This is a genomic window from Saccharibacillus qingshengii, assembly GCF_013185195.1.
Taxonomy (GTDB): Bacteria; Bacillota; Bacilli; order Paenibacillales; family Paenibacillaceae; genus Saccharibacillus; species Saccharibacillus qingshengii.
Map to the genome: position 1 here is coordinate 135213 of NZ_JAAZWC010000003.1, position 21061 is coordinate 156273.

Below are 21061 nucleotides of genomic sequence, written 5' to 3' on the forward strand. Positions count from 1 at the left end.
GAGAAGGAGGAAGCTTATGTCCAGTCCATTAACCGAAACAGAGGCCGACGGCAGAGCGTTTGCTGCCGGACAGACCCAATGTCCGTTTTGCAGCGTACAGTGCAAGATCAAACTTGAAGACGCACCGACGCCGGAAGGAGGAGCGGCGCTGCGCGCGCGGGGAGACGACAATGCCGCTTCCGAAGGCCGTTTGTGCGTCAAAGGCCAGCAGGCGCATCAGCATGCGGTAAGCCGGGAGCGTCTTCGATATCCGATGATTCGGCGCGAAGGCCGATTGGTTCGGACATCTTGGGCGGAAGCGATGGAAGCGGCGGTAAAGCTGTTTGCGGATTCGGCCGAACAGTACGGTCCGGATTCGGTTGGCGTATACGGCGGAGGTTCTTTGACGAATGAGACGGCTTATTTGCTCGGCAAGTTCGCCCGGCTGGCTCTGGGAACGAAGTATATCGACTATAACGGCCGATTCTGTATGTCTGCCGCCGCTTCCGCCGGCAGCAAGACATTTGGCCTTGACCGTGGACTGACTTTTCGATTGTCGGATATTCCGCAGGCGTCCTGTATCATTCTGGCGGGAACCAATCTGGCGGAATGCCAGCCGACGCTTATGCCTTATTTCAACCGGGCCCGCGAGAACGGCGCTTCGATCATCGTCATCGATCCCCGTGCGACTTCCACGGCAGCCGCTTCGGATCTGCACCTTGCGGTCCGGCCGGGCACGGATGCGGCGCTTGCGGCGGGGATGCTGCAGGTGCTGATCGAAGAAGGCCTGGTCGACGAGACGTTTATCGACAGCCGTACCCGGGGGTTCGAAGAACTGAAGCAGCGGACGTTCGGCCAGATGCCGCTTGCGCAGACGGCGGCATTCTGCGGAGTGGACGAAGAGTCGATCCGGCAGGCGGCGAGGCTGTACGGCCGGGCTCCTACCGGAATGATCTTGACGGCCCGGGGCGTCGAACAGCAGACGGACGGTCATCTGGCCGTGCGGGAATTCCTGAATCTGGTTCTCGCTACAGGCAAGATCGGGCGGGAAGGCTGCGGATATGGCGCTATCACCGGGCAGGGTAACGGGCAGGGCGGACGCGAGCATGGGCAAAAAGCGGACCAGCTGCCGGGATACCGTTCCATTACGAATACGGCCGACCGGGCTTATATTGCTTCGGTCTGGGGGGTGGAACCCGAACGAATTCCCGGAGCCGGCGTATCGGCTTACGAAATGATGGAGCGGATTCACCGGGAAGAAATCCGGACGCTGCTGGTGATGGGCTCGAATCCCTTGGTATCCAATCCCAATATCGCTCTCGTGGAAGAAGGGTTGGCGAAGCTGGACGGGCTGATCGTAGCAGACCTGTTTCTGTCCGAGACGGCTCTGCTGGCGGATATCGTGCTGCCCGTCACGTCGTATCTGGAGAACGAAGGCACGCTGACCAATCTGGAAGGCCGTGTCCTGCTGCGGGAAGCCGTTCGTCCCGCGATCGGCGAAGCGCGCCACGATTGGATGATCCTGTGTGAAGCCGCGCAGAGACTCGGGTGCGCGGACGGATTCCATTTTCTATCCGCCGAAGCCATATTCGACGAGCTGCGGTTGGCCAGCCGGGGAGGGCTCGCCGATTATTACGGCATTACGTATGAGCGTCTGCGCCAAGAAGAAGGCGTCTATTGGCCCTGCGGCGAACAAGGCGGAAGCGGCGGGCTGATGTTTGAACAAGGCTTCGCCCATGAAGACGGCCGGGCCGTCTTTTCTTCGCCGCCGCAGACGGTATCGGATACCAAAGCGGTCTCGCCCGCCTATCCGCTGATTTTGACCAACGGGCGTGTGCTGTCGCACTACCTGACAGGCGTACAGACTCACCGCAGCCCCGTGCTCGAAGCGCGGGAAGCAGCCGCTTTTCTCGAGATTCACCCTTCTGCCGCCGGACGAATCGGAGTACGCGAAGGGGAATGGGTACGGATCGAATCCGAGGCCGGTACTTTCTATGCGCGAAGTCGCCTTACGTCCAAGATTCGGGAAGATACCGTATTTGCTCCGATGCACTGGGGCGGCGTGCAGAATGTCAATCGGGCGACCCTGCCCCGCCTCGATCCCCACTGCAAGATGCCCGGATTCAAAACAACGCCGGTTCGCGTGACTTCCTGCGCCGCCGCTCCGGTAGAAGCTGTCCGCCTGGGCGGATCGCTGGTGCGGAGCCCGCAGGGTTGAGCGATCAGAGAATAGACAAAAAGCGGCGCCGTTCCTGCCGGTTGGGGCAGGGCGCCGCCGCTGGGTAGGGACGTTTAAGGGTTCAGGCGGCCGTTTCCCGGCGGCGCAGCATCTGATTCAGAACTTCGGACAGCACGAGTCCCGCGGCGATCGCACCTGCGATCATCAGCGTCTGCGCGCCGATCTGAAGAGCTTCGTCGTACCGGTTCTCCACGAAGCGGCGCATGGCATTGTAGGCCATGCCGCCGGGGACAAGAGGAATGATGCCCGCAACGCTAAAAATAATCACCGGCGTCCGGTAGATTTTGGCGAACAGCTGGCAGAGGATGCCGACCAGCAGCGAAGCGGCAAGGGTTGCCGGTGCCTCGCCGATTTCGCCGCGGATCGACACATAGAGCACCCAGCCCAGCATGCCGACAAGTCCGCACAGCGGCAGCGATTTTCGGGGAGCGTTAAACAAGATGACAAAAGAAGCCGCAGCGAAAAAACTGGTCAGAAAATGGGCCCACATCGAGGTTCTCCTCCTACTCTAATGGAAAAAGATAAGCGCCACGGCGATACCGGCTCCGATCGCAAACGCGGTCAGGCAGGCATCGGCGCCTTTGGAAATGCCGGATACCAGGTGGCCGGCCATCAGATCGCGGATCGCATTCGTAATCAGCAGGCCCGGTACGAGCGGCATGACCGAACCGACCGCAATCCGGTCGAACTCGTATCCGAAGCCGCCCCAGATAAAGAGCAGAGCCAACAGGCCGACAAGCAGCGCGGCCGAAAATTCGGCGAAAAATCTGACCTGAACGACCCGGTGCAGCCAGACCGAAGCGGCGAAGCCGGCACCGCCGGCAATAAAAGCGGCCGGGAAATCGGGCCAGCTGCCTCCGAACATAATCAGGAAGCAGGCGCTGGTCAGGGAAGCGGCCAGAATCTGGATCGGCAGCGTATAATTCAAAGGCGCGGACTCCGTCTGCAGCAGCAGCGCTTTGGCTTCGTGGGCGGACAGTTCGCCGGAAGCGATCTGGCGCGAAATGGCATTGACTTCGGCGATCTTGTGCAGATCGGTCGTCCGTTCCTCGATCCGGATCAGCTTCGCGGGCTGCTCGCCGCTTGTCGAGAAGATCAGAACGGTCGGCGTGACATAGCTGTGACTTTCCGTCAAGCCGAAAGCCGTGGCGATCCGAACCATCGTATCTTCCACCCGGTACGTTTCCGCGCCGTTTTGCAGCATGATTTTTCCGGCCAGCAGGCACAGCTCAATCGTTTCGTAAATGGATGTTTTTTGGCTCACCGCGGACTTCTCCTTCGCTCGTTCATTCATTCATGGCAACTCATTGTAACATAACTGAAATCTGTTTTTCAGCTTGTCTTAAGCTTTCGTGGGTAAACTTTAATTACAACCCCCCTTTGTAATAGATACTTTGGACCGCAGACGCCGTAAGGCGCTGCGGTCCCTTTTTTTGTGCCCGGGCTTTGCATGGATACCGGCAGAACGGTTATACTAGGGAATCGGACCTGCCCGGCAGCTTCCTCCCGACGTCTTGGGTACCCTCCTCGGAACCGGTGTGTAGAGTGGGGGATGAAGCGGGTAATATGGGGAATGGAGCGAATCGGAACTGATCCGGACCTGCCGGAACGAGCGAGGCGGATGCCCGGCATCCGCAGGTTCGAAGCAGGCGAACAAAGGAGGAATCGGCGTGAATTTCGGCGCACGCATGCTGAAAACGGGGATCGCGGTCACCCTGGCTTTATACCTGACTATGCTGCTTAACCTGACGCCGCCCGTTATTGCGGCGATTGCGGCCATTTTTGCCATGCAGCCTACCATTTACAAATCATGGACGTATTTTCTCGATCAGCTGCTCACGAATACCCTGGGTGCCGTTATTGCGGTGACGGCCGGCCGGCTGCTGTCCAGCGAACCGATTGCCGTCGGGTTGACCTGTATCGTCGTGATCATGATCTGTTTGAAGATGAAGCGTGCCGACACGATCGGACTGACGCTTGTTACCGTTATCGCGGTCATGGAAGCTTCGGGCCAGTGGGACTTTGCCTTGAATCGTTTCTTGATCAGCGTGATCGGGATTTTTGCCGCGTTTATTGTCAACGTGCTGGTGCTGCCTCCCAAACCCAAAGAACAGTTTATCGGACAGATCCAATCGACGTTCAACCAGCTTTCGCTGCTGATGCGCACCGCCGTATCGGACGAAATCAAGGAAAGCGTGTTCCGCGACGAACAGAAAGCGCTCGAAGGTTCCATCCAGTCGCTGACGGAAAAATACAATCTGCTCGAAGAAGATCAGCACAAGCGCAAACGTCCTTCCTACACGGAGAGCCGGCATCTGGTCGTCTACAAACAGATGCTGCGTACTTTGGACAAAGGCAGCGAGGTCGTGCAGGCGGTGGAAGAGCATTATTTTCCCGCGGCCCGGACGTTCCGGTTGGATCAGCTGTTCGACGAGCAGTTGGAGTATATGATCAAATATCACGAACATGTCCTGCTGAAGTTCGAAGGTAAGCTCAAGCCCGACGATCAGCCGTGGCGGAACCTCGAAGAAGAGAACGAGCGTTTCGCCGCCGCCATGAAAGAGTATCTGCAGCAGCAGGAAGGCAGCACGATGCGTCTGACGATTGTCGCCGCGGAAATCCATGCGTATGGCTATCAGCTGGAGCGGTTGAACCGTCTGGTCGAGCATTACGGCGACAGCGGAAGAATCGACAAGAAGTCGTGGCCCCAGCGGCTGAATCCGAAGAATTGGCGCAGCTCCAAATCGTAAACCATTTGAGGAAACTCGTTTACGCAAAAAGTCCAAGGGTAATAAGGGAAGACGCGATCCGTACGGACGGCTGCAAAAAGGGAAGGAAGACCGGATGTCCGGCGCTCCTTCCCTTTTTATATGACTTCCGATTCCAAAGCTGCGGCGGACAGAATAATCGGTTAAAATGGGCATAAAAAAACACCTTGCGAAGCCGGCTGAAAGTTGATTTCCCCGGGCTGCAGGCGTACAATGATAGTCTGTCTGTGAATGTATTTTCAAAAATACTTAACGAGAAATCATAACATAAATTTAGATGAATGTCAATCGTCGAAAAGGGGATGAACCTATGGATATGACCGATATGGAATGGAAGCAGGAGCAGGAGCGCGTCGATGACGTCACGGGCAAAGTCGTCCGCCGGATTCGCGGGCTGGAAGCGCAGGTCGGGGAAATGCGCGGAGATGTCGTCGGACTGCGCAAAGAGTTCTGGGACGAAGTCACGATGAACTTTGCCGAGCCGGACGATCTGGGCGAGACGTCGACCAGTATGCGCCAGCAGTCGCAGGTACTGGCCGAGCGCGAGTTCGGTCACAAGCGCGCCTATTCGCAGCTTGGCAAGCTGCGCCGGCTCAAGAATTCGCCCTATTTCGGGCGGATCGATTTTCGGGAAGAATCGGATGCGGCGTCCGAGCGGATCTATCTCGGCATTTCTTCGCTGCTGGACGACAACGAGCAGGATTTCCTGATTTACGATTGGCGCGCGCCGATCTCGAGTCTGTATTACGACGGCGCCCCGGGCGGCGTATCGTACCGGACGCCGGGAGGCCATGTGGAAGGCGAGATGGAACTCAAGCGCCAGTATGTCATTCGCGACGCGAAGATCCGGGTCATGTTCGATACGGGGATGACGATCGGCGACGAACTGCTGCAGGAAGTGCTCAGCCAAAGTGCCGACGACCGGATGAAAAGTATCGTCTCGACGATTCAGCGGGAGCAAAATGCGATTATCCGCAACGAGCAGAGCCGCCTGCTGGTCGTGCAGGGCGCCGCGGGCAGCGGCAAGACCTCGGCGGCGCTCCAGCGTGTAGCTTATCTGCTGTACCGGTACCGCGATACGCTGAGCGCGGACCAGTTGGTGCTTTTCTCGCCCAACTCGCTGTTCAACAGCTACGTCTCGACGGTTCTGCCGGAACTGGGCGAGGAAAACATGCTTCAAACGACGTTTCAAGCCTACCTTGAGCGTCGAATCGGCCGTGAATTCGAACTCGAAGACGCGTTCGACCAGCTGGAATATCTGCTCGGAGGCGACGCGGAGGAAGACGGGGAATATGAAGCGAGACTGGCCGGTATCCGCTACAAGTCGTCGCTGGATTATCTGCAGGTGATCCGCGCCTACCGCGAGTATTTGTCGGAGCAGGGCATGATGTTCCGTCCGATCCGCTTCCAAGGGCACGAGATTGTGTCGGCCGAAGCGATGCGGCGCCGATTCTACGCTTTTGATCCGACGATCAAAATTCCGAGCCGCATCGAACAGATGGGCAAGTGGCTGCTGAAGGAAGTAAGCGAATACGGCAAAAGCCAGCGGGACGAGGAATGGGTGGACGAACAAATCCAGCTGCTCGACTCAAGCGCCCTGCACCGGGCTTATAACCTTATGCGCCGCAAGCAAAAAGGAGCGGCCGACACGTTCGACGATTTCGATCAACAGCGCGAAGCGGCCGCACGCATGATTGTCAACGATTGGCTGAAGCCGGTCCGCAAATGGATCAAGCGCCAGAGATTCGTCGATGTCAAAGGCATGTACCGCCGGCTGTACAAAGACGAGATTCTGTTTATGACGCTGTCGGGCGGTCGTCCGCTGCCGGCCATGTGGCACGAATTCTCGCGGCAGACGCTCGACCGGCTCGCCAAGTCGGAGCTGATGTTCGAAGACGCTACGCCGCTTCTGCTGCTGCGGGAGCTGCTGCAGGGATTTATCACCAACACGGCGATCCGGCACGTCATCGTCGACGAAGTGCAGGATTACACGCCGTTCCAGCTCGAATTCCTCAAGCGGTTGTTTCCGCGCGCCCGGATGACGGCGCTCGGCGATCTCAACCAGGCGATCTACGGGCATGACTCGGCGCTGGACGATTACGATCCGCTGCTGAATCTGTACGGGCGCGAAGAGAGCATGGTCCTGCGCCTGACCCGCAGCTACCGTTCGACCCGCGAGATCACCGAGTTCACCAAAGCGATGCTGCCGGAAGGCGAAGAAATTCTGCCGTTCACCCGCAGCGGGGACAAACCGGTCCTGCGCCGATTCGCTGCCTCGGAAGAGAACCTCATGGAAGACGCGCTGGTCGCGGACATTCAGGATCTGCGCGAACGCGGACTCGATTATATCGCGATCATCTGCAAGACGCAGAGCGAATGCGGCGAGCTGCATAAGCGGTTGAAGAGCCGTCTGGATACGCGCCTGATTACCAAGAACACACCGGCGTTCGAGAAAGGAACGGTTATCGTGCCGGCCTATCTCGCCAAAGGCGTCGAGTTCGATGCCGCGCTGCTGTACAACGCATCGGCGGACAGCTATTCGCGCGAATCGGAACGCAAGCTGTTCTATACGTCCTGCACGCGGGCCATGCATGTGCTGCATTTGTACGCGGCGGGAGAAGCGAGTCCGTTCGTAACCGGCGTGGACGCGAAGCTGTACGACGTTCGGTAAAGCGGCCGGGGCAGCAGAATTTCTTTACGGCAGCAGGCGATTATGTTTCACTGCCGCCGACCGCCGGTTCAATCCGGGCAAACGTCGGAGAATGGGAAGCCTCGGCGGCCGCTTTGAGGCGTTTGCGGTACTGCGAAGGCGTGCAGCCCTGGTGCTGCTTGAACACCGAAATGAAATAGCTCAGACTGTCGAAGCCGACTTCCATGGCAATCTCCACGATCTTGTGTCCGCTCGTCTCGAGCAGCCGGCAGGCCTGCTGGGTCCGGTAGCGGTTGAGATAATCGACCGGGCTTTTATGGACCATGCTTTTGAAAAAGCGGCAGAAGTGTCCTTCGCTCATATTCAGCAGACCCGCCAGATCGCTGAGCTTGATCGGGGAGGGATAATGCTGATGCATATAACCGAGAACCCGTTTGAGCCGCTGGATCTTCTCGCCGTCACCGCCGGAAGCCGCCGGAATATTCTCGCGCATATGCCCCTGAAGCAGCGCAAAAATCTGGCACAGCCGGGCTTTGGTCATCAGCTGGTAAGCGGGAACGGAACGTTCGTTGTCCGAGATGATCGCCGCAATCAATCCCAGAATATCGCGCTCCCAGTCTTCGCGTCCGGTCAGATGCGAAGGCGGGAGCGATTTTTTTTGCAGCAGAGGTTCGATAAACCGTTCCTGCAGCGCGTCGTAACCCCGGCTGGACAGAAAATCCCCGTCGAACACGACTGCCGAGAACGCGCACGGTTCGTCGCCGATCCGGTGGCCCGCATGCAGCTCGCCGCCGTGCACGAACATTGCTTCGCCCTGCGACACTTCGTAATATTCCGTGCCGATCTGGAACCGGATCGTTCCTCGGGTAACGATCGTAAACTCCATTTCTTCGTGCCAGTGGGAATCCATAATCGTCGTGTAATCCAGGTCTTCCATAACGTAAACGCTGACGGGGTACATGGGATTGCCGTGTATGCGTTCTTCTTTGAGCAAAGCGCGTTCCATAGAGAAGGCCTCCTTCGATCGAACGGTGGGATGCGCGGCGGAAAACGTACCGAACGCCGCTAAATATGAAATCGTTTCCAAATTGTGGTCATTAAGAGACGGGAGAGATACAGAAATATCAAAATAACGATACTTTAGATCAAAATAACGGAAGAAAATTCACTTAAAGATCAATATCATTATACCTGTAGTCACGGCGATCACACAACGGCGCCGAGGGCATTCGACAATTTCAAGGGGGCTTTATACGCATGAAATTTACCGATGGATATTGGATGGTCCGCGACGGATACAACCTGCAGAATCCGGTCGACATCCGCGACGTGGTACAGAAGGACGATTCCTTCACGGTCTATGCGGCAACGAAAAAAGTGGAAAAACGGGGCGACACGCTGAACGCGACGCTGCTCAAAGCGACGTACAGCTCGCCGATGCCGAACGTCATCCGCGTTCGCTTGAACCGTCACGCCGGCGGCGTGAAACAGACTCCCGAATTCGAACTGTACGGCTCGGAGACGAACGTGCAGATTACCAATAACGACGAGCTGCTTGCGCTGCAAAGCGGCGAGCTCAAAGTCAGCATCAACCGCAATACGGGCTTCGCCAGCGAGTTCCATTACGGCAGCCGCCGCCTGACCGGCAGCGCGTTCCGCCGTGCGGCGCATATCGAGAACAAGGCGCAAGGCAAAACCTACTTCCGCGAGCAGCTCGATCTGGGCATGGGCGAATACGTATACGGTCTGGGCGAGCGCTTCACCCCGTTCGTGAAAAACGGCCAAACGGTCGATATCTGGAACGAAGACGGCGGCACAAGCAGCGAGCAGTCCTACAAGAACATTCCGTTCTATATCTCGAACAAAGGCTACGGCGTATTCGTCAACCATCCGGAAAAAGTCTCGTTCGAAGTGGCTTCGGAAAACGTGTCGAAAGTGCAGTTCAGCGTAGAAGGCGAAACGCTGGAATACTTCATCATCGGCGGCGAAAATCCGAAAGACGTGCTCGACAACTTCACGAAGCTGACCGGCAAACCGGCGCTTCCGCCGGCCTGGACGTTCGGTTTGTGGCTGACGACTTCGTTCACGACGAACTACGACGAAGAAACGGTCAATCACTTCGTTGATGGCATGAGCGAACGCGATCTGCCGCTGTCCGTGTTCCACTTCGACTGCTTCTGGATGAAAGAATACCAGTGGACGGACTTCGAATGGGACAAAGACGTCTTCCCGGACCCTGCGGGTCTGCTCAAGCGCCTCAAAGACAAAGGACTGAAGATCTGCGTCTGGATCAACCCGTACATCGCGGAGAAATCCGTCCTGTTCGAAGAAGGCATGGAGAACGGCTACCTGCTCAAGCGCAAAGACGGCAGCGTCTGGCAGTGGGACATGTGGCAGGCGGGCATGGGCATCGTGGACTTCACGAACCCGGCCGCGGTGAAATGGTACCAAAGCAAGCTCGAAGAACTGGTCGATCAAGGGGTAGACTGCTTCAAGACCGACTTCGGCGAAAGAATTCCGGTGGAAGACGTCGTCTACTTCGACGGCTCCGATCCGGTCAAAATGCACAACTACTACACATTCCAATACAACAAAGCGGTCTTCGAAGTGCTGGAGAACAAACTCGGCAAAAACGAAGCGGCACTGTTCGCCCGTTCCGCTACCGTAGGCGGCCAACAGTTCCCGGTTCACTGGGGCGGCGACTGCTCGTCGACGTACGAGTCGATGGCGGAAAGCCTGCGCGGCGGATTGTCGCTCGGCGTATCCGGCTTCAGCTTCTGGTCGCACGATATCTCCGGCTTCGAGCAGACGGCTCCGGCCGACGTGTACAAACGCTGGGTACAGTTCGGCCTGCTGTCTTCGCACAGCCGTCTGCACGGCAGCGACTCGTACCGCGTACCTTGGCTGTTCGACGACGAAGCGGTCGACGTGCTGCGCAAGTTCACGAAGCTCAAAAACTCGCTTATGCCTTACCTGTTCAACCAGGCCGCGGCATCGGCGGAACGCGGCATTCCGATGATGCGTCCGATGTTCCTGGAGTTCCCGGAAGATCCGACCTGCGGACCGCTGGACCTCCAGTACATGTTCGGCGATTCGATCCTCGTGGCTCCGATCTTCAACGAGCAGGGCGACGTGACCTACTATCTGCCTGCGGGCAAATGGACAGGCCTGCTGGACGGCCAGACGAAGCAGGGCGGACGCTGGTACAGCGAAAACTACGACTTCATGAGCCTGCCGGTCTTTGTCAGAGAAGGCACGCTGCTGGCTGTCGGCAGCCAGGACGGCAAGCCGGATTACGACTACGCCGACGGCGTGACGCTGCATCTGTTCGACCTGGCTCCTGGCCAAACGGCTTCCGCGAACATTATCGGTCTCGACGCGAAGACGGTTGTCGAAGCCTCGGCCGTACGCAGCGGCAATGAGATCAAGATCAGCATTTCGGGCGGCACAAACGTCAAGCTCGTCCTGCGCGGCATTTCCGAAGTGTCCGGCGTGGACGGCGCTTCGCATGAAGCGGGCGAGCAGGGTCTTCTGCTGACGCCTTCCGGCGGCAGCGTAACGGTTAAACTGTAAGTGCCAATTCAAGCATAGGGGTAAAGCTTCTTTCCGAATCGGGGAGAAGCTTTACCCCGTTTGGCTTATTCGATCCTGAGAGCGTTTTATTTCGAAGAGGCAAAAAAACGCCGCCTTTATATCCGGATCATCTACAGTCTGTGAAAGAGCGTGTGAAGGACCGGGTCGCCCGGTTAACGCTTGAAGAAAAGCGGAAGCTGCTGTAGGGCCGCTTGACAGCCGGAAAGCCGCCTCTTATGGTCAAGAGGCGGCTTTTGGCTGCGGAAAACGAATCAACCCGGCCTTAAAGGCAGAATGGAGCAATCTCGATATGGGAGTCAAAGCGGTTTCGGAACATATACGAAGCGTAGGCGTCTGGGTAGGCCTGCCGATCCATGTCTGGATCGTGGCGGAACAGGGCGGAGTCACACTGGTCGATACGGGCCTGAAATGGATGGCAGGGTCTATTCTGAAAGAGATCGAACGCATGGAGGCGGGCCCCTTGAAACGGATCGTGCTGACGCACGGCCATTCCGATCACGTGGGTTCGCTCCAGACGCTTCTGGCGCGGTATCCGGTTCCGGTCTATATGCATGAACGGGAGATTGCCTACGCGGAAGGAGATCGCGCTTATCCGGGCAAGAGCCGGCCGTTCGCCCATGTTCAAAAAGGCCTGCTGCAGCCGCTGGCCGCAGCAGGCAAAAACGGGTTGGATCCGATCGGCAGTCTGCAGCCGTTCTTCACGCCCGGCCATTCGCCCGGTCATGTCGTGTACTTCCATGCGCAGGATCAGGTACTGCTGGCCGGAGACTTGTTCCATGCGAAGCGCGGCAGACTGCTGCCGGCCCGGTTCAGCCCGGATCCGGCTCTTGCGCTGCGCAGCGGAAATGTGCTCCGCACACTCGATCCCGAGCGACTCGAGGTGTGTCACGGAGGCACGGTGTACCGTCCCGCGGGGCAGTTGGGAGATCTGGAGCAGGAAGCCGAGCGGGCCGAAACGGCGGCAAAAGCCCGGCAGGCGCGGATCGAAGCGAAAAAATCAAAAAGAAGCCGGCAGTAAAGGCCGGCTGGATTCCTGTTCGTGCTCGTTATGTATGTGGGTTTGGACCCCGGAGCGGAACACGCTCGAAACCGTTTTTAGGACGGATCCGACTCGTTGCCCGTTTCAAGCGGCGAGGTATCGTCGTAGCGTTCCGCATTGCGTTCGATTCTGCGGAAGGCTTCGGCTAATGCTTCCAGCTGTTCCGGCGTAAAATCTTCGATCATGGCCGCATTGTGATGACGTTCGATGACCGCGGTCTCTTCCGTCACCCGGCGGCCTTTTTCGGTCGGATAGATCAGGTACGCCCGGCGGTCGGCCCGGTCGCTGCTGCGCATGATCAGGTTTTTGCGATGCAGCACATTCAGAATCCGGGTCACGGTCGGCTGGTCTTTGACCGTACGTTCGGCGATTTCTTTCTGGTTCATGCCTTCCTTGAAGCAGATACAGCACATGACCGACCATTGTTCGGGCGTCAGGTCATAATCTTTAAGCCGGGCGGCCAGACGGTTGCTGACTTTGCGATAGATCACACCCAGTTGAAAACCGATAGAATCCTGCGGCTGGTACAAGGTTAATCCTCCTCATGCGCGGCCGGTCTCCGCCCCCCCGCGGGTCCGGCCTGCTTGTTCTCATTGCTGTGTGCTCACGCAAGTATACGAAGTTCGGAAAGCGGTGTCAAATGCCTTTCGTTCGATAAAAATAGAGAAAATCAGGCGTATTCGCGCGGATTTTTCTCCCCGGATGCTTGCTTGCCGGGCTTTATCTTCCGCTTTGTCCGGCACGTGGAGGAGCATCCGGGTTTTCGGGCAGAGACCGGGATACCGGAAAACTCAGCGTAATCGTCGTGCCCCGGCCAGGCTCCGATTCCACCCGGATCGTTCCTTGGTGCGCCGCTGCAATCGCGTGAGCGATACTCATGCCGAGGCCCGCGCCGTCCGCTCCTTCATCGGTGTTGGTTCCGCGATAATAACGGTCGAACAGTCGGGCTTGGGTTTCTTTATCCATGCCGGCCCCGTTGTCTTGTACCGTGACGACCGCTTCGCTGCGTTCTTGGCGCAGACCCAGTATGATTTCGGTTCCCGCAGGGTTATGTTTGATGGCATTGGAGATCAGATTGTCGAGCAGCCGCTGAAACCATTTGGCATTGGCCTGGATTTCGACGGGTCTACCGCTTTCTTCGAAGCCGAGCGACAAGCCGGGCAGCGTAGCGTCGTTGACATATCGCAGAGCGGCCCTGCGGACGAATTCGTTCAGCTCGAGCGGTTCCAGCTGTTCGCCCGGGACCTGGTTTTTGAGCTCGAAGGTCAGCGAGAAATCCTGCAGAAGCTCCAGCATATAGGCGCTTTTTTCGCGGATCGTTCCGCCCATGTCCCGCAGCTCCTGCCCGCTCCAACTGAACTGGCCGCTCTCGAGCAGATGGCCGTAGCCCTGTACCGAAGTCAGAGGAGTCCGAAGGTCGTGCGAAATTCCCGTCATCCATTCTTCGCGCGATTGCTCCAGCCGAATTCTTTCGTCGCGGGCACCGGCGAGCTTGCCGGCCATATCGGAGAATCCCGCGATGACTTCGCGGTACAGCTTGTAACGGGCGCGGAAGCGTCCGTTTTTGCGATAAATTTTCCGGCGTTCTTTCTCGGTGAAGACCTGCTCGTACTCGCCCCGGCCCATGCGCTCGAATCCGCGCATGAACAGCAGCAGAGGCCCGCCGTACCGATAGCCATGCCACGCCGCCAGTCCAAGCGTCAGCAGCAGAATAGCGGCTCCCACCAGGCCCGAGACCTTAAGTACAAGGTTGAACATCGGCTGCTTCGGAGATTCCGTATCGGCCTTGGGCCACTCCAGCATCCAGGTGTAACCCGATTTTGGATCATAATAATAAGCGAGTCCGATATCCGCGGTACCCGGCGCCGAACGGATTTTGACCAGATCCAGCGCACTTGGCACCTCGCGGTCCGGATCCGTTTCGAAACGCTGCACTTCGGTTCCGCTGCCGTCGAATATCCGAAGCGCCGCGCCGAGCCGCCTGGCTTCGCCGGCCAGGCGTTTTTCGGCCGATGCCGCGATCCGTCCCTTCTCGGAATACGCTCCGAACCATTCCTCAAGTTTTTCGGCATTCAGGTCGCGCTGTCCGAGCAGATACAGATTCCGCTCGCCGAGAAGCTCTTCGTAAAGGGTGGTCATCTTGTATCTGCCCAATCGGTGCGTATCCGCCACGCGAAGCAGTTCGGCGGCGGAATACTGTTTCGGTACGTCGCTCGGGACGTTCGCCGCATAGACCGCTTGGCCGCCTGCGCCTATAATCTGCAGCCAAAAGCCTCTTTTTTGCAGCTGCTGCGGCCACAGATCCGGCAGTTCGACACTGCCGTTTTCGATGATCGTCTCAAGTGACAGTGACTCCAGCATCTCGGGAGGAGATGCGCTCTTGAGCTGTTCGTTGCCGGTATAGTAGAGCACGACAAAGAGTGCCACGAAGATCGTAGCCAATACCGACAGCCAGATCATGAAGAATTGAACCGTGAAATGCAGACCCAATCGTCTGGCGATCCGTCCCGGTCTGACCTTGGGCGTCTTTTTCATGTCAAGCTTCCCCGGGTCAGCTTATAGCCGAGTCCGCGAACCGTCAGCAGATAACGGGGAGAGCCGGGGTCCGGTTCGATCCGCTCGCGGATCTTGCGGATATGGACCATCACCGTGTTGTCATCGCTCATATCGAATCCCCAGACCGATTCGTACAGCTGCGATTTGGAGAAGACGATATTCGGATTGCGGCACAGGAACAGCAGAAGCTGATACGCCTGCGCGGGACAGGGAACGGGCACTCCGCGAACCAGCAGTTCGCCGGCTTTCTCGTCGAGTACGAAGCCGCCGAAGTCGTAGCGCCGGCGCGGATCCGCAGGAACGGAAGCGGCGGTCGATTCTTCCGTTTTCCGCCGAAGCCGGGCTTTGATCCGGGCCGCGATTTCCAGCGGATTAAACGGTTTGGTTACATAGTCGTCTCCGCCCACGGCAAATCCGGTCAGCCGATCGAGATCGGTCGTCCGCGCTGTCAGGTAGATCAGATGCGCTTTCGACTGTTCCCGGATCCAGGGACCGAGTTCGAAGCCGCTGCGGTCGGGAAGCATGACATCGAGCAGAATAACATCCGCGCCGCGTTCCTGCAGCAGCGCCATGCCTTCGGCGGCTGTGCCCGCGGTATAAATATGTTCAAAGCCTTCCTTGCGCAGGACGATTTCGATCATTTGCACGATCGCTTTCTCGTCGTCCACGATCAGGATTTTGGCCGTATTCATTAGATATCCTCCTTCTTGCTTGGGTCCGGCATCGCCGGGCCCTGCTGCTTCCGTCATCTTAACACGGCTGCGCGTCTTCGACACCGAGTTAAGCAAACGTTAAGAAAGGCTTTAGCGGCTCTTCAACGCGCCGGGTTACACTGGGTTCAGAGGTGATGGACATGATTCCAAACAAAAGGGTTCAACTGATTGACGGGCTGCGCGGATTCAGCCTGGCCGGTATTATTCTGGCCAATATGCTTATTTTCCAATACGGATTGTTCGGAGAGAGTCAACCGCAGCTGTTCGGCATTCAAGGGGCGGACCTGGCGTTTCACTCGTTCCTGTTCATTGTCGTCGTCGGCAGCTTTATGCCGATCTTCGCGTACATGTTCGGCTTCGGCATGGTGAAGCTGGCGGACAGTCTGAAAGTGCGGGAACTGCGTCCCAAATGCCATCTGGCACGCCGTTTTCTGCTGCTGCTGGGCATCGGAATGCTGCACGCCACGTTTTTGTGGGAAGGCGATATTCTGACGTTCTACGGTATAACCGGCTTTTTCCTGCTGCTGTTCCTGAACCGCAGTCCCAAAACGCTGCTGATCTGGGCGGTTCTGCTGATGACGGTGATGGGCGTACTGGGAGCCTGGCCCGTTGATCCGTCCGAAGCTGCAATCGGTTCGTCGGCGCATACCCAAAGCTATGTTTTGCAGAGCCGGGATATTTACGGCGGCGGGACGTATGCGGAGATCAAAGATTTCCGCAACCATGCGGATCCGCTGGGAGAAGAAGACGGATGGTTCCTGCTTCTGGCCAGCGTCTTTGCCCCGATTCTGATTGCGCCGATGTTTCTTCTGGGCATGCGCGCCGCGCGAATCGGGACGTTTGACGATCCGCAGGCGATGCGAAGGGTGTATAAACGCCGGGCGATTCTGTTCATTTCGGTCGGCCTGCTGTCCAAAATGTACGGCGTTCTTGCTCCGCAGCTTGGCGGAGGCGGACTCCCGGGGATCGGGATCGGAGAAACGGTCGGAGGAGCCGTGCTGTCGCTCGGATACATCTATGCGTTTGCGCTTCTTTATACCGCTTCCCGAAAATGGAGCATCCTCCGGAATTTCGAAGCGGTCGGCCGGCTGTCGCTGACGAACTATTTGATGCAGACGGTCCTCTGTACAACGATCTTTTACGGATACGGATTCGGATGGTTCGGCCGTGCCGGGGTGTTCGTCGGAGCGGTGATCGTGCTGGCGGTCTACGCGGTTCAACTGTGGCTGAGTCCGCTGTATCTGGCCCGATTCCGCACGGGTCCTGTCGAGAAGATCCTGCGGATCTGGACGTATCTGTCCTGGAAAGGGCAGCCGCGAAAAAGCAAACGCAGCCCGGAAGCCGCCGGGGAGAGCGTACGCGTATCCTAAAAATAATGAAGCACACCAAAGCCCATTTCTCCCGGAATGGGCTTTTGGCGTGCCGGAATACAGCCGATCGGACGAAAAGTTTGCCGGTATAGGCAGATTCGAGGCATTATTTTCACAGGAGATGCTGACGAGCTTGAATCGGACCGCCAAAACTCGATATAATCAAATACAGTCGTTCCTGTCGGGCGGCAGCCGTATTCGGCTGCGTGCGACCGGCGGGCAAACTTGAGGATAAGGGGAAAAAGAATGAGCAAAAACAAAAAGCCGGCACCGAGAAAAGGCAAGCCGCAGGGGGCCCAGAGAAATACGGGAGCCGCTCCGAGACAGACAAACGGAAGACCGCAGCAGGCAAGAACGCAGAACACCAACACGGCCGCTTCGCAGTGGACGTCGGGAACCAAACGCAAGAAAAGTAATCTGGGCGCAATCGCCCTGGGATTTGTCGGCTTGATCGTCGTATTGGCGGTCTTGATCTATGTATTGACCAGAGTCGGAGAAAATCAGACGGCTGCTCCCGCGGAGCCGGTCATTCTGACGAGCTACGACGCATCGAAGCAGCCGACGCTGGGCAATCCGGATTCGGATGTCAAAATTGTCGAGTTTGGCGATTACAAATGCCCCGACTGCAAGATCTGGACGGAAACGGTACTGCCCGAACTGAAGACCAAGTACCTCGATACCAAGGAAGCTTCGTTCCAATTCGCGGATTATCCGTTCCTGGCCGACGATTCCATGCTGTTGGCACTGGGCGGGGAAGCCTTGTATGCACAGAACCCGGAATATTTCTGGGCGTATAACAAAGCCGTGTATGCGAATCAGGACGAGAACAAAGTAAAAGAAAGCTGGGTAACGGAAGAGAAGTTGGTCGATCTCGTCAAAGAAAACGTCAAAGGCTCCGATATCGAGAAATTCACGGCCGACCTGAAAAACAAAACGTACCAAGCTGCCGTCGATGCCGATCTCAAAGCCGGCGACGACAGCAAAATCACCGGCACGCCTTCGATTTTCGTAAACGGTACAAGAGTGGATAACCCAACGCTCGAAAATGTGGAAAAAGCGATCGAGACCGCGAAAGCCGACTGATTGCAGCTCCTTAATCGTACATGAAGCCTTTTGGCAGACAACCCGGCGAATACCGGGTCGAAGCCGAAAGGCTTTTTTGCATAGAGGTTCGATCCCTTTTGACAGCCTCGCCGTCAGTTGAAGCCGGTTCGTACCTGTCCGAATCGGGGAAAGAAAAAGATCGGACAAACTCCAAGGAGGCAAAGACATGCAGCGAATCATACAGGGAACCCGGATCGCAATCGTTCGGGGCGATATTACGCAATACGAGACCGATGCTATCGTCAATGCGGCGAATTCTTCGCTTCTTGGAGGCGGAGGAGTGGATGGAGCGATTCATCGCGCCGGCGGACCGGCTATTCTGGAGGAAGGCCGCAAAATCCGCAGCCGGCAGGGAGGGTGCGAAACGGGCGACGCCGTTGTCACGACGGCCGGCCGACTGCCCGCGAATATCGTCGTGCATACGGTGGGACCGGTATACCGGGGCGGGAATGAAGGAGAAGAAAGGCTGCTGGCCAGCTGCTATATCCGAAGTATCGAAGAAGCGCGGGCGGCAGGTGCAAAGCGGATCGCTTTCCCCAATATTTCGACAGGCATCTACGGATATCCCAAAGAAGCGGCGGCCCAAACGGCTTGGACTGCGGTGCGCAGTCTGCTGGTCAATCCCTCCGCGGATTCCATCGAAACGTTTCTGGAAGAAGTGGCTTTCGTCTGCTACGATGAAGAGAACGAACGACTTTACCGGAGCCTGCTGGAGCGGGAAGACCGATAAAGCGGCAAAAAGGAGAACAAGTAAAACGATGACCAACGCGATCGAAACGAGAATTCAGGATTTGGAGCGCTATCGCCCGTCCCTCACGGCGAAGCGGGATCTGGACGCTTTCTGGGAATCGACTCTGGCCGAGTATGCGGACAAGCCGCTGAATGGAACGCGTGAGCTTGTAGCGACCCCGATGAGCGGCATGAACGTCTACCGGACTACCTATGAAGGAGCAGACGATACGCCGCTGCATGCCTGGTATCTGACACCGAAGCCGGCCGCGGCGGATCAATCGAATCCGATTTTCCCCTGCGTTGTCCATTACCACGGATACGGAGGCAGCAAAGGTATGCCGGAGCATTTTGCCCATTACATCCTGATGGGATTTGCCGTACTCTCGATCGATGTCCGCGGACAAAGCGGCGATACGGGAAACCGGTTGGCCCAGCCTTACGGCGCGGTCAAAGGCTGGCTGACGCCCGGTATCCTGGACCGTGAAACGGCTTACTACCGGGCGATCACGATCGACGCGATCCGCGCGGCGGAATGGGCATCGGCACAGCCGGAAACGGATTCGGAGCGGGTCTTTGTACTCGGCGGCAGTCAGGGCGGAGGTCTTGCGCTGATCGTGCCTGCGCTCAGTTCCGTGCCCAAAGCGGCGGTTGCCCATATCCCGAACATGTGCCATATGGACTTCGGCATTCTCAATTCGAACAGCTCCCTGTCGGAAGCGGCAGCATTCGTAAGCAAGCATCCCGAGCATCTGGAAGCCGTGCTGGATACGCTCAGTTATTTCGATAACCTCAATCTGGCGCATCGGATCGATATTCCGGTGATGGTATCGTGCGGATTAAAAGATCCTTGCTGCATGCCCGAGACGGTCTATGCGGCGTACAACCGGATCGGTTCAGGCAAAGAGATGCACGTCTATCCGTTCGACGGCCATTGGGTGTCGGATGGACAGAATCGTTTGGCGATGGAATTTTTGACCCGGCATGCAGGATTATCCTGAATCGCCAAACCAGCGCAGTCACCGAAGCTTCGGGCAAAGACGGAATATTTCCGCCGGCCCGGGCTTCTTTTTTATACACCGATTCGTAATTATTAGGTTTATTTAAATCATCTACTTTACTTTTGTAACCTTATGAGTTAAAATGGATCTATCAATAATATTACTCATGCGAAACAAAAAATACTATAAGTAAAATTAGGAGGTTATCTTTATGAATCGCTATTCGATACATCCGGATGCCCATATGGGGCGCGTACAGCTGAAAGTCAGCCAGATTGAACGTTCCGTTCGCTATTACAGCGAAGTGATCGGTCTGAAATTGACGAACCGTACCGAAACAACGGCCGAGTTTGGGGTGGAAGGCAGCGGCGTGCTGCTTGGCATCGAAGAGGTGGCGGATGCGCAAATTCTGCCGCCGCAGAGCGTCACGGGGTTGTATCATTTCGCCATCCTGCTGCCGAGCCGTCAAGCACTCGGCACAACGCTGCGCCATCTGGCGGAATACGGACTGAGTATCGGCCAGGGAGACCATCTGGTCAGCGAAGCTTTTTATCTGAATGACCCAGACGGCAACGGCATCGAGATTTACGCGGATCGTCCGCGCTCGCAGTGGCAGACGGACGCCAAAGGGGAGTATGTCATGGCGAGCGATCCGGTTGACGTGGAATCGCTGCTGAAGCTTGCGGGAGCCTGGAACGGGCTGCCAGCCGGAACGGTGATCGGACACGTTCATCTGCATGTCGGCAATCTGCCGGCTGCGCGCAAATTTTACGTAGACGGACTCGGTTTCGATGTGGTGCTGCACTTCGGCGGCGGTGCGCTGTTCGTCTCGGCAGGCGGGTATCATCATCATATGGGGCTCAACACCTGGGCGGGTGTCGGTGCTCCGGCAGCTCCCGCCAACGCGGTCGGCCTGAGCTATTTTACGATCGAATACCCGGATGCGGAAGCAGTGGACCGAGCGGTCGAAGCGCTCCGCGAAGCCGGGATCGAAGTGGCGAATACGCCGGAAGGTCCGTCGGCGCTCGATCCGTTCGGCAACCGTGCCGTACTGCGTTTCGCCTGACCGAAAATATAACGGCGGCTTTTCCTTTGGGGGAAAGCCGTCAGGCTGTTGAGAAAGTCCTATTCGTTGTAGAAGCTCGTCGGCTGCGGGAGAAATTCGTTCCGGTCGCGTGTTGAAATCGGGGAAAAGGATTAAATTTTAGCGGAATTTCCCCGATTTCAAAGGCGAACGCTGGCGCTCCTCCACTGAATTACTCCCTCCGCCTCCTCACTTCATTCGGAAGCAGACCTTTCTCGACAAGTTGGCGGCTTTC

Annotated in this window: 16 protein-coding genes; 10 read left to right on the top strand and 6 right to left on the bottom strand. The window is 57.3% G+C overall.

Going from position 1 to position 21061, the window contains the following annotated elements; genetic code table 11:
• Window positions 1–16: 16 nt before the first annotated feature.
• On the top strand, window positions 17–2197 hold the full coding sequence (locus HRQ60_RS04115; protein WP_172194371.1) for a molybdopterin oxidoreductase family protein: 2181 nt from the start codon (window positions 17–19) through the stop codon (window positions 2195–2197).
• Between the two features lie 82 nt (window positions 2198–2279).
• On the opposite strand, the gene HRQ60_RS04120 is transcribed toward HRQ60_RS04115, so the two are convergent.
• Both HRQ60_RS04120 and HRQ60_RS04125 read right to left on the bottom strand, forming a co-directional pair.
• A complete protein-coding gene (locus tag HRQ60_RS04120; protein WP_172194372.1) occupies window positions 2280–2708 on the bottom strand; it encodes a threonine/serine exporter family protein in 429 nt (142 codons plus the stop codon).
• Window positions 2709–2726: 18 nt separating this feature from the next.
• Window positions 2727–3482, bottom strand: coding sequence for a threonine/serine exporter family protein (locus HRQ60_RS04125; RefSeq protein ID WP_425501621.1), 756 nt, complete (start codon window positions 3480–3482; stop codon window positions 2727–2729).
• 406 nt (window positions 3483–3888) lie between these two features.
• On the opposite strand from HRQ60_RS04125, the gene HRQ60_RS04130 reads away from it, so the two are divergent.
• Entirely contained in the window at window positions 3889–4968 is a 1080-nt protein-coding gene (locus HRQ60_RS04130; protein WP_172194374.1) for an aromatic acid exporter family protein, read from the top strand.
• Between the two features lie 328 nt (window positions 4969–5296).
• Complete coding sequence (helD, locus tag HRQ60_RS04135; RefSeq protein ID WP_172194375.1) at window positions 5297–7657, top strand: RNA polymerase recycling motor HelD; 2361 nt, start codon at window positions 5297–5299, stop codon at window positions 7655–7657.
• Window positions 7658–7697: 40 nt separating this feature from the next.
• On the opposite strand, the gene HRQ60_RS04140 is transcribed toward helD, so the two are convergent.
• Window positions 7698–8642, bottom strand: a complete 945-nt coding sequence (locus tag HRQ60_RS04140) for a helix-turn-helix transcriptional regulator (protein ID WP_172194376.1) — start codon at window positions 8640–8642, stop codon at window positions 7698–7700.
• Window positions 8643–8893: 251 nt separating this feature from the next.
• Here HRQ60_RS04140 and yicI point away from each other — a divergent pair, with 251 nt between their 5' ends.
• Both yicI and HRQ60_RS04150 read left to right on the top strand, forming a co-directional pair.
• Window positions 8894–11209 (top strand): alpha-xylosidase, encoded by a 2316-nt coding sequence (gene yicI, locus HRQ60_RS04145; protein ID WP_172194377.1) that lies wholly within the window; start codon window positions 8894–8896, stop codon window positions 11207–11209.
• A gap of 310 nt (window positions 11210–11519) precedes the next feature.
• Window positions 11520–12248 carry an MBL fold metallo-hydrolase gene (locus tag HRQ60_RS04150; protein ID WP_172194378.1) on the top strand — a complete coding sequence of 243 codons (729 nt, stop codon included), beginning with the start codon at window positions 11520–11522 and terminating at the stop codon, window positions 12246–12248.
• Window positions 12249–12325: 77 nt separating this feature from the next.
• Here HRQ60_RS04150 and HRQ60_RS04155 read toward each other — a convergent pair whose 3' ends face one another.
• From HRQ60_RS04155 to HRQ60_RS04165, 3 genes are all read right to left on the bottom strand, one after another.
• Complete coding sequence (locus HRQ60_RS04155; RefSeq protein WP_172194379.1) at window positions 12326–12799, bottom strand: MarR family winged helix-turn-helix transcriptional regulator; 474 nt, start codon at window positions 12797–12799, stop codon at window positions 12326–12328.
• Between the two features lie 190 nt (window positions 12800–12989).
• A complete protein-coding gene (locus HRQ60_RS04160; RefSeq protein ID WP_172194380.1) occupies window positions 12990–14804 on the bottom strand; it encodes a sensor histidine kinase in 1815 nt (604 codons plus the stop codon).
• A complete protein-coding gene (locus HRQ60_RS04165; protein ID WP_172194381.1) occupies window positions 14801–15517 on the bottom strand; it encodes a response regulator transcription factor in 717 nt (238 codons plus the stop codon). Before HRQ60_RS04165 ends, HRQ60_RS04160 begins: the two co-directional genes overlap by 4 nt.
• Before the next feature lie 161 nt (window positions 15518–15678).
• On the opposite strand from HRQ60_RS04165, the gene HRQ60_RS04170 reads away from it, so the two are divergent.
• From HRQ60_RS04170 to HRQ60_RS04190, 5 genes are all read left to right on the top strand, one after another.
• The gene (locus tag HRQ60_RS04170) at window positions 15679–16908 is read left to right on the top strand and encodes a DUF418 domain-containing protein (RefSeq protein WP_172194382.1); all 1230 of its coding nucleotides are present in this window, start codon (window positions 15679–15681) and stop codon (window positions 16906–16908) included.
• Between the two features lie 246 nt (window positions 16909–17154).
• A complete protein-coding gene (locus HRQ60_RS04175) occupies window positions 17155–17991 on the top strand; it encodes a DsbA family protein (protein ID WP_172194383.1) in 837 nt (278 codons plus the stop codon).
• Between the two features lie 187 nt (window positions 17992–18178).
• Window positions 18179–18742, top strand: a complete 564-nt coding sequence (locus HRQ60_RS04180; protein WP_172194384.1) for an O-acetyl-ADP-ribose deacetylase — start codon at window positions 18179–18181, stop codon at window positions 18740–18742.
• 28 nt (window positions 18743–18770) lie between these two features.
• Window positions 18771–19742 carry an acetylxylan esterase gene (locus tag HRQ60_RS04185; protein ID WP_172194385.1) on the top strand — a complete coding sequence of 324 codons (972 nt, stop codon included), beginning with the start codon at window positions 18771–18773 and terminating at the stop codon, window positions 19740–19742.
• A 211-nt stretch (window positions 19743–19953) separates the two neighbouring features.
• A complete protein-coding gene (locus tag HRQ60_RS04190) occupies window positions 19954–20808 on the top strand; it encodes a VOC family protein (protein ID WP_172194386.1) in 855 nt (284 codons plus the stop codon).
• Window positions 20809–21061 lie beyond the last annotated feature (253 nt).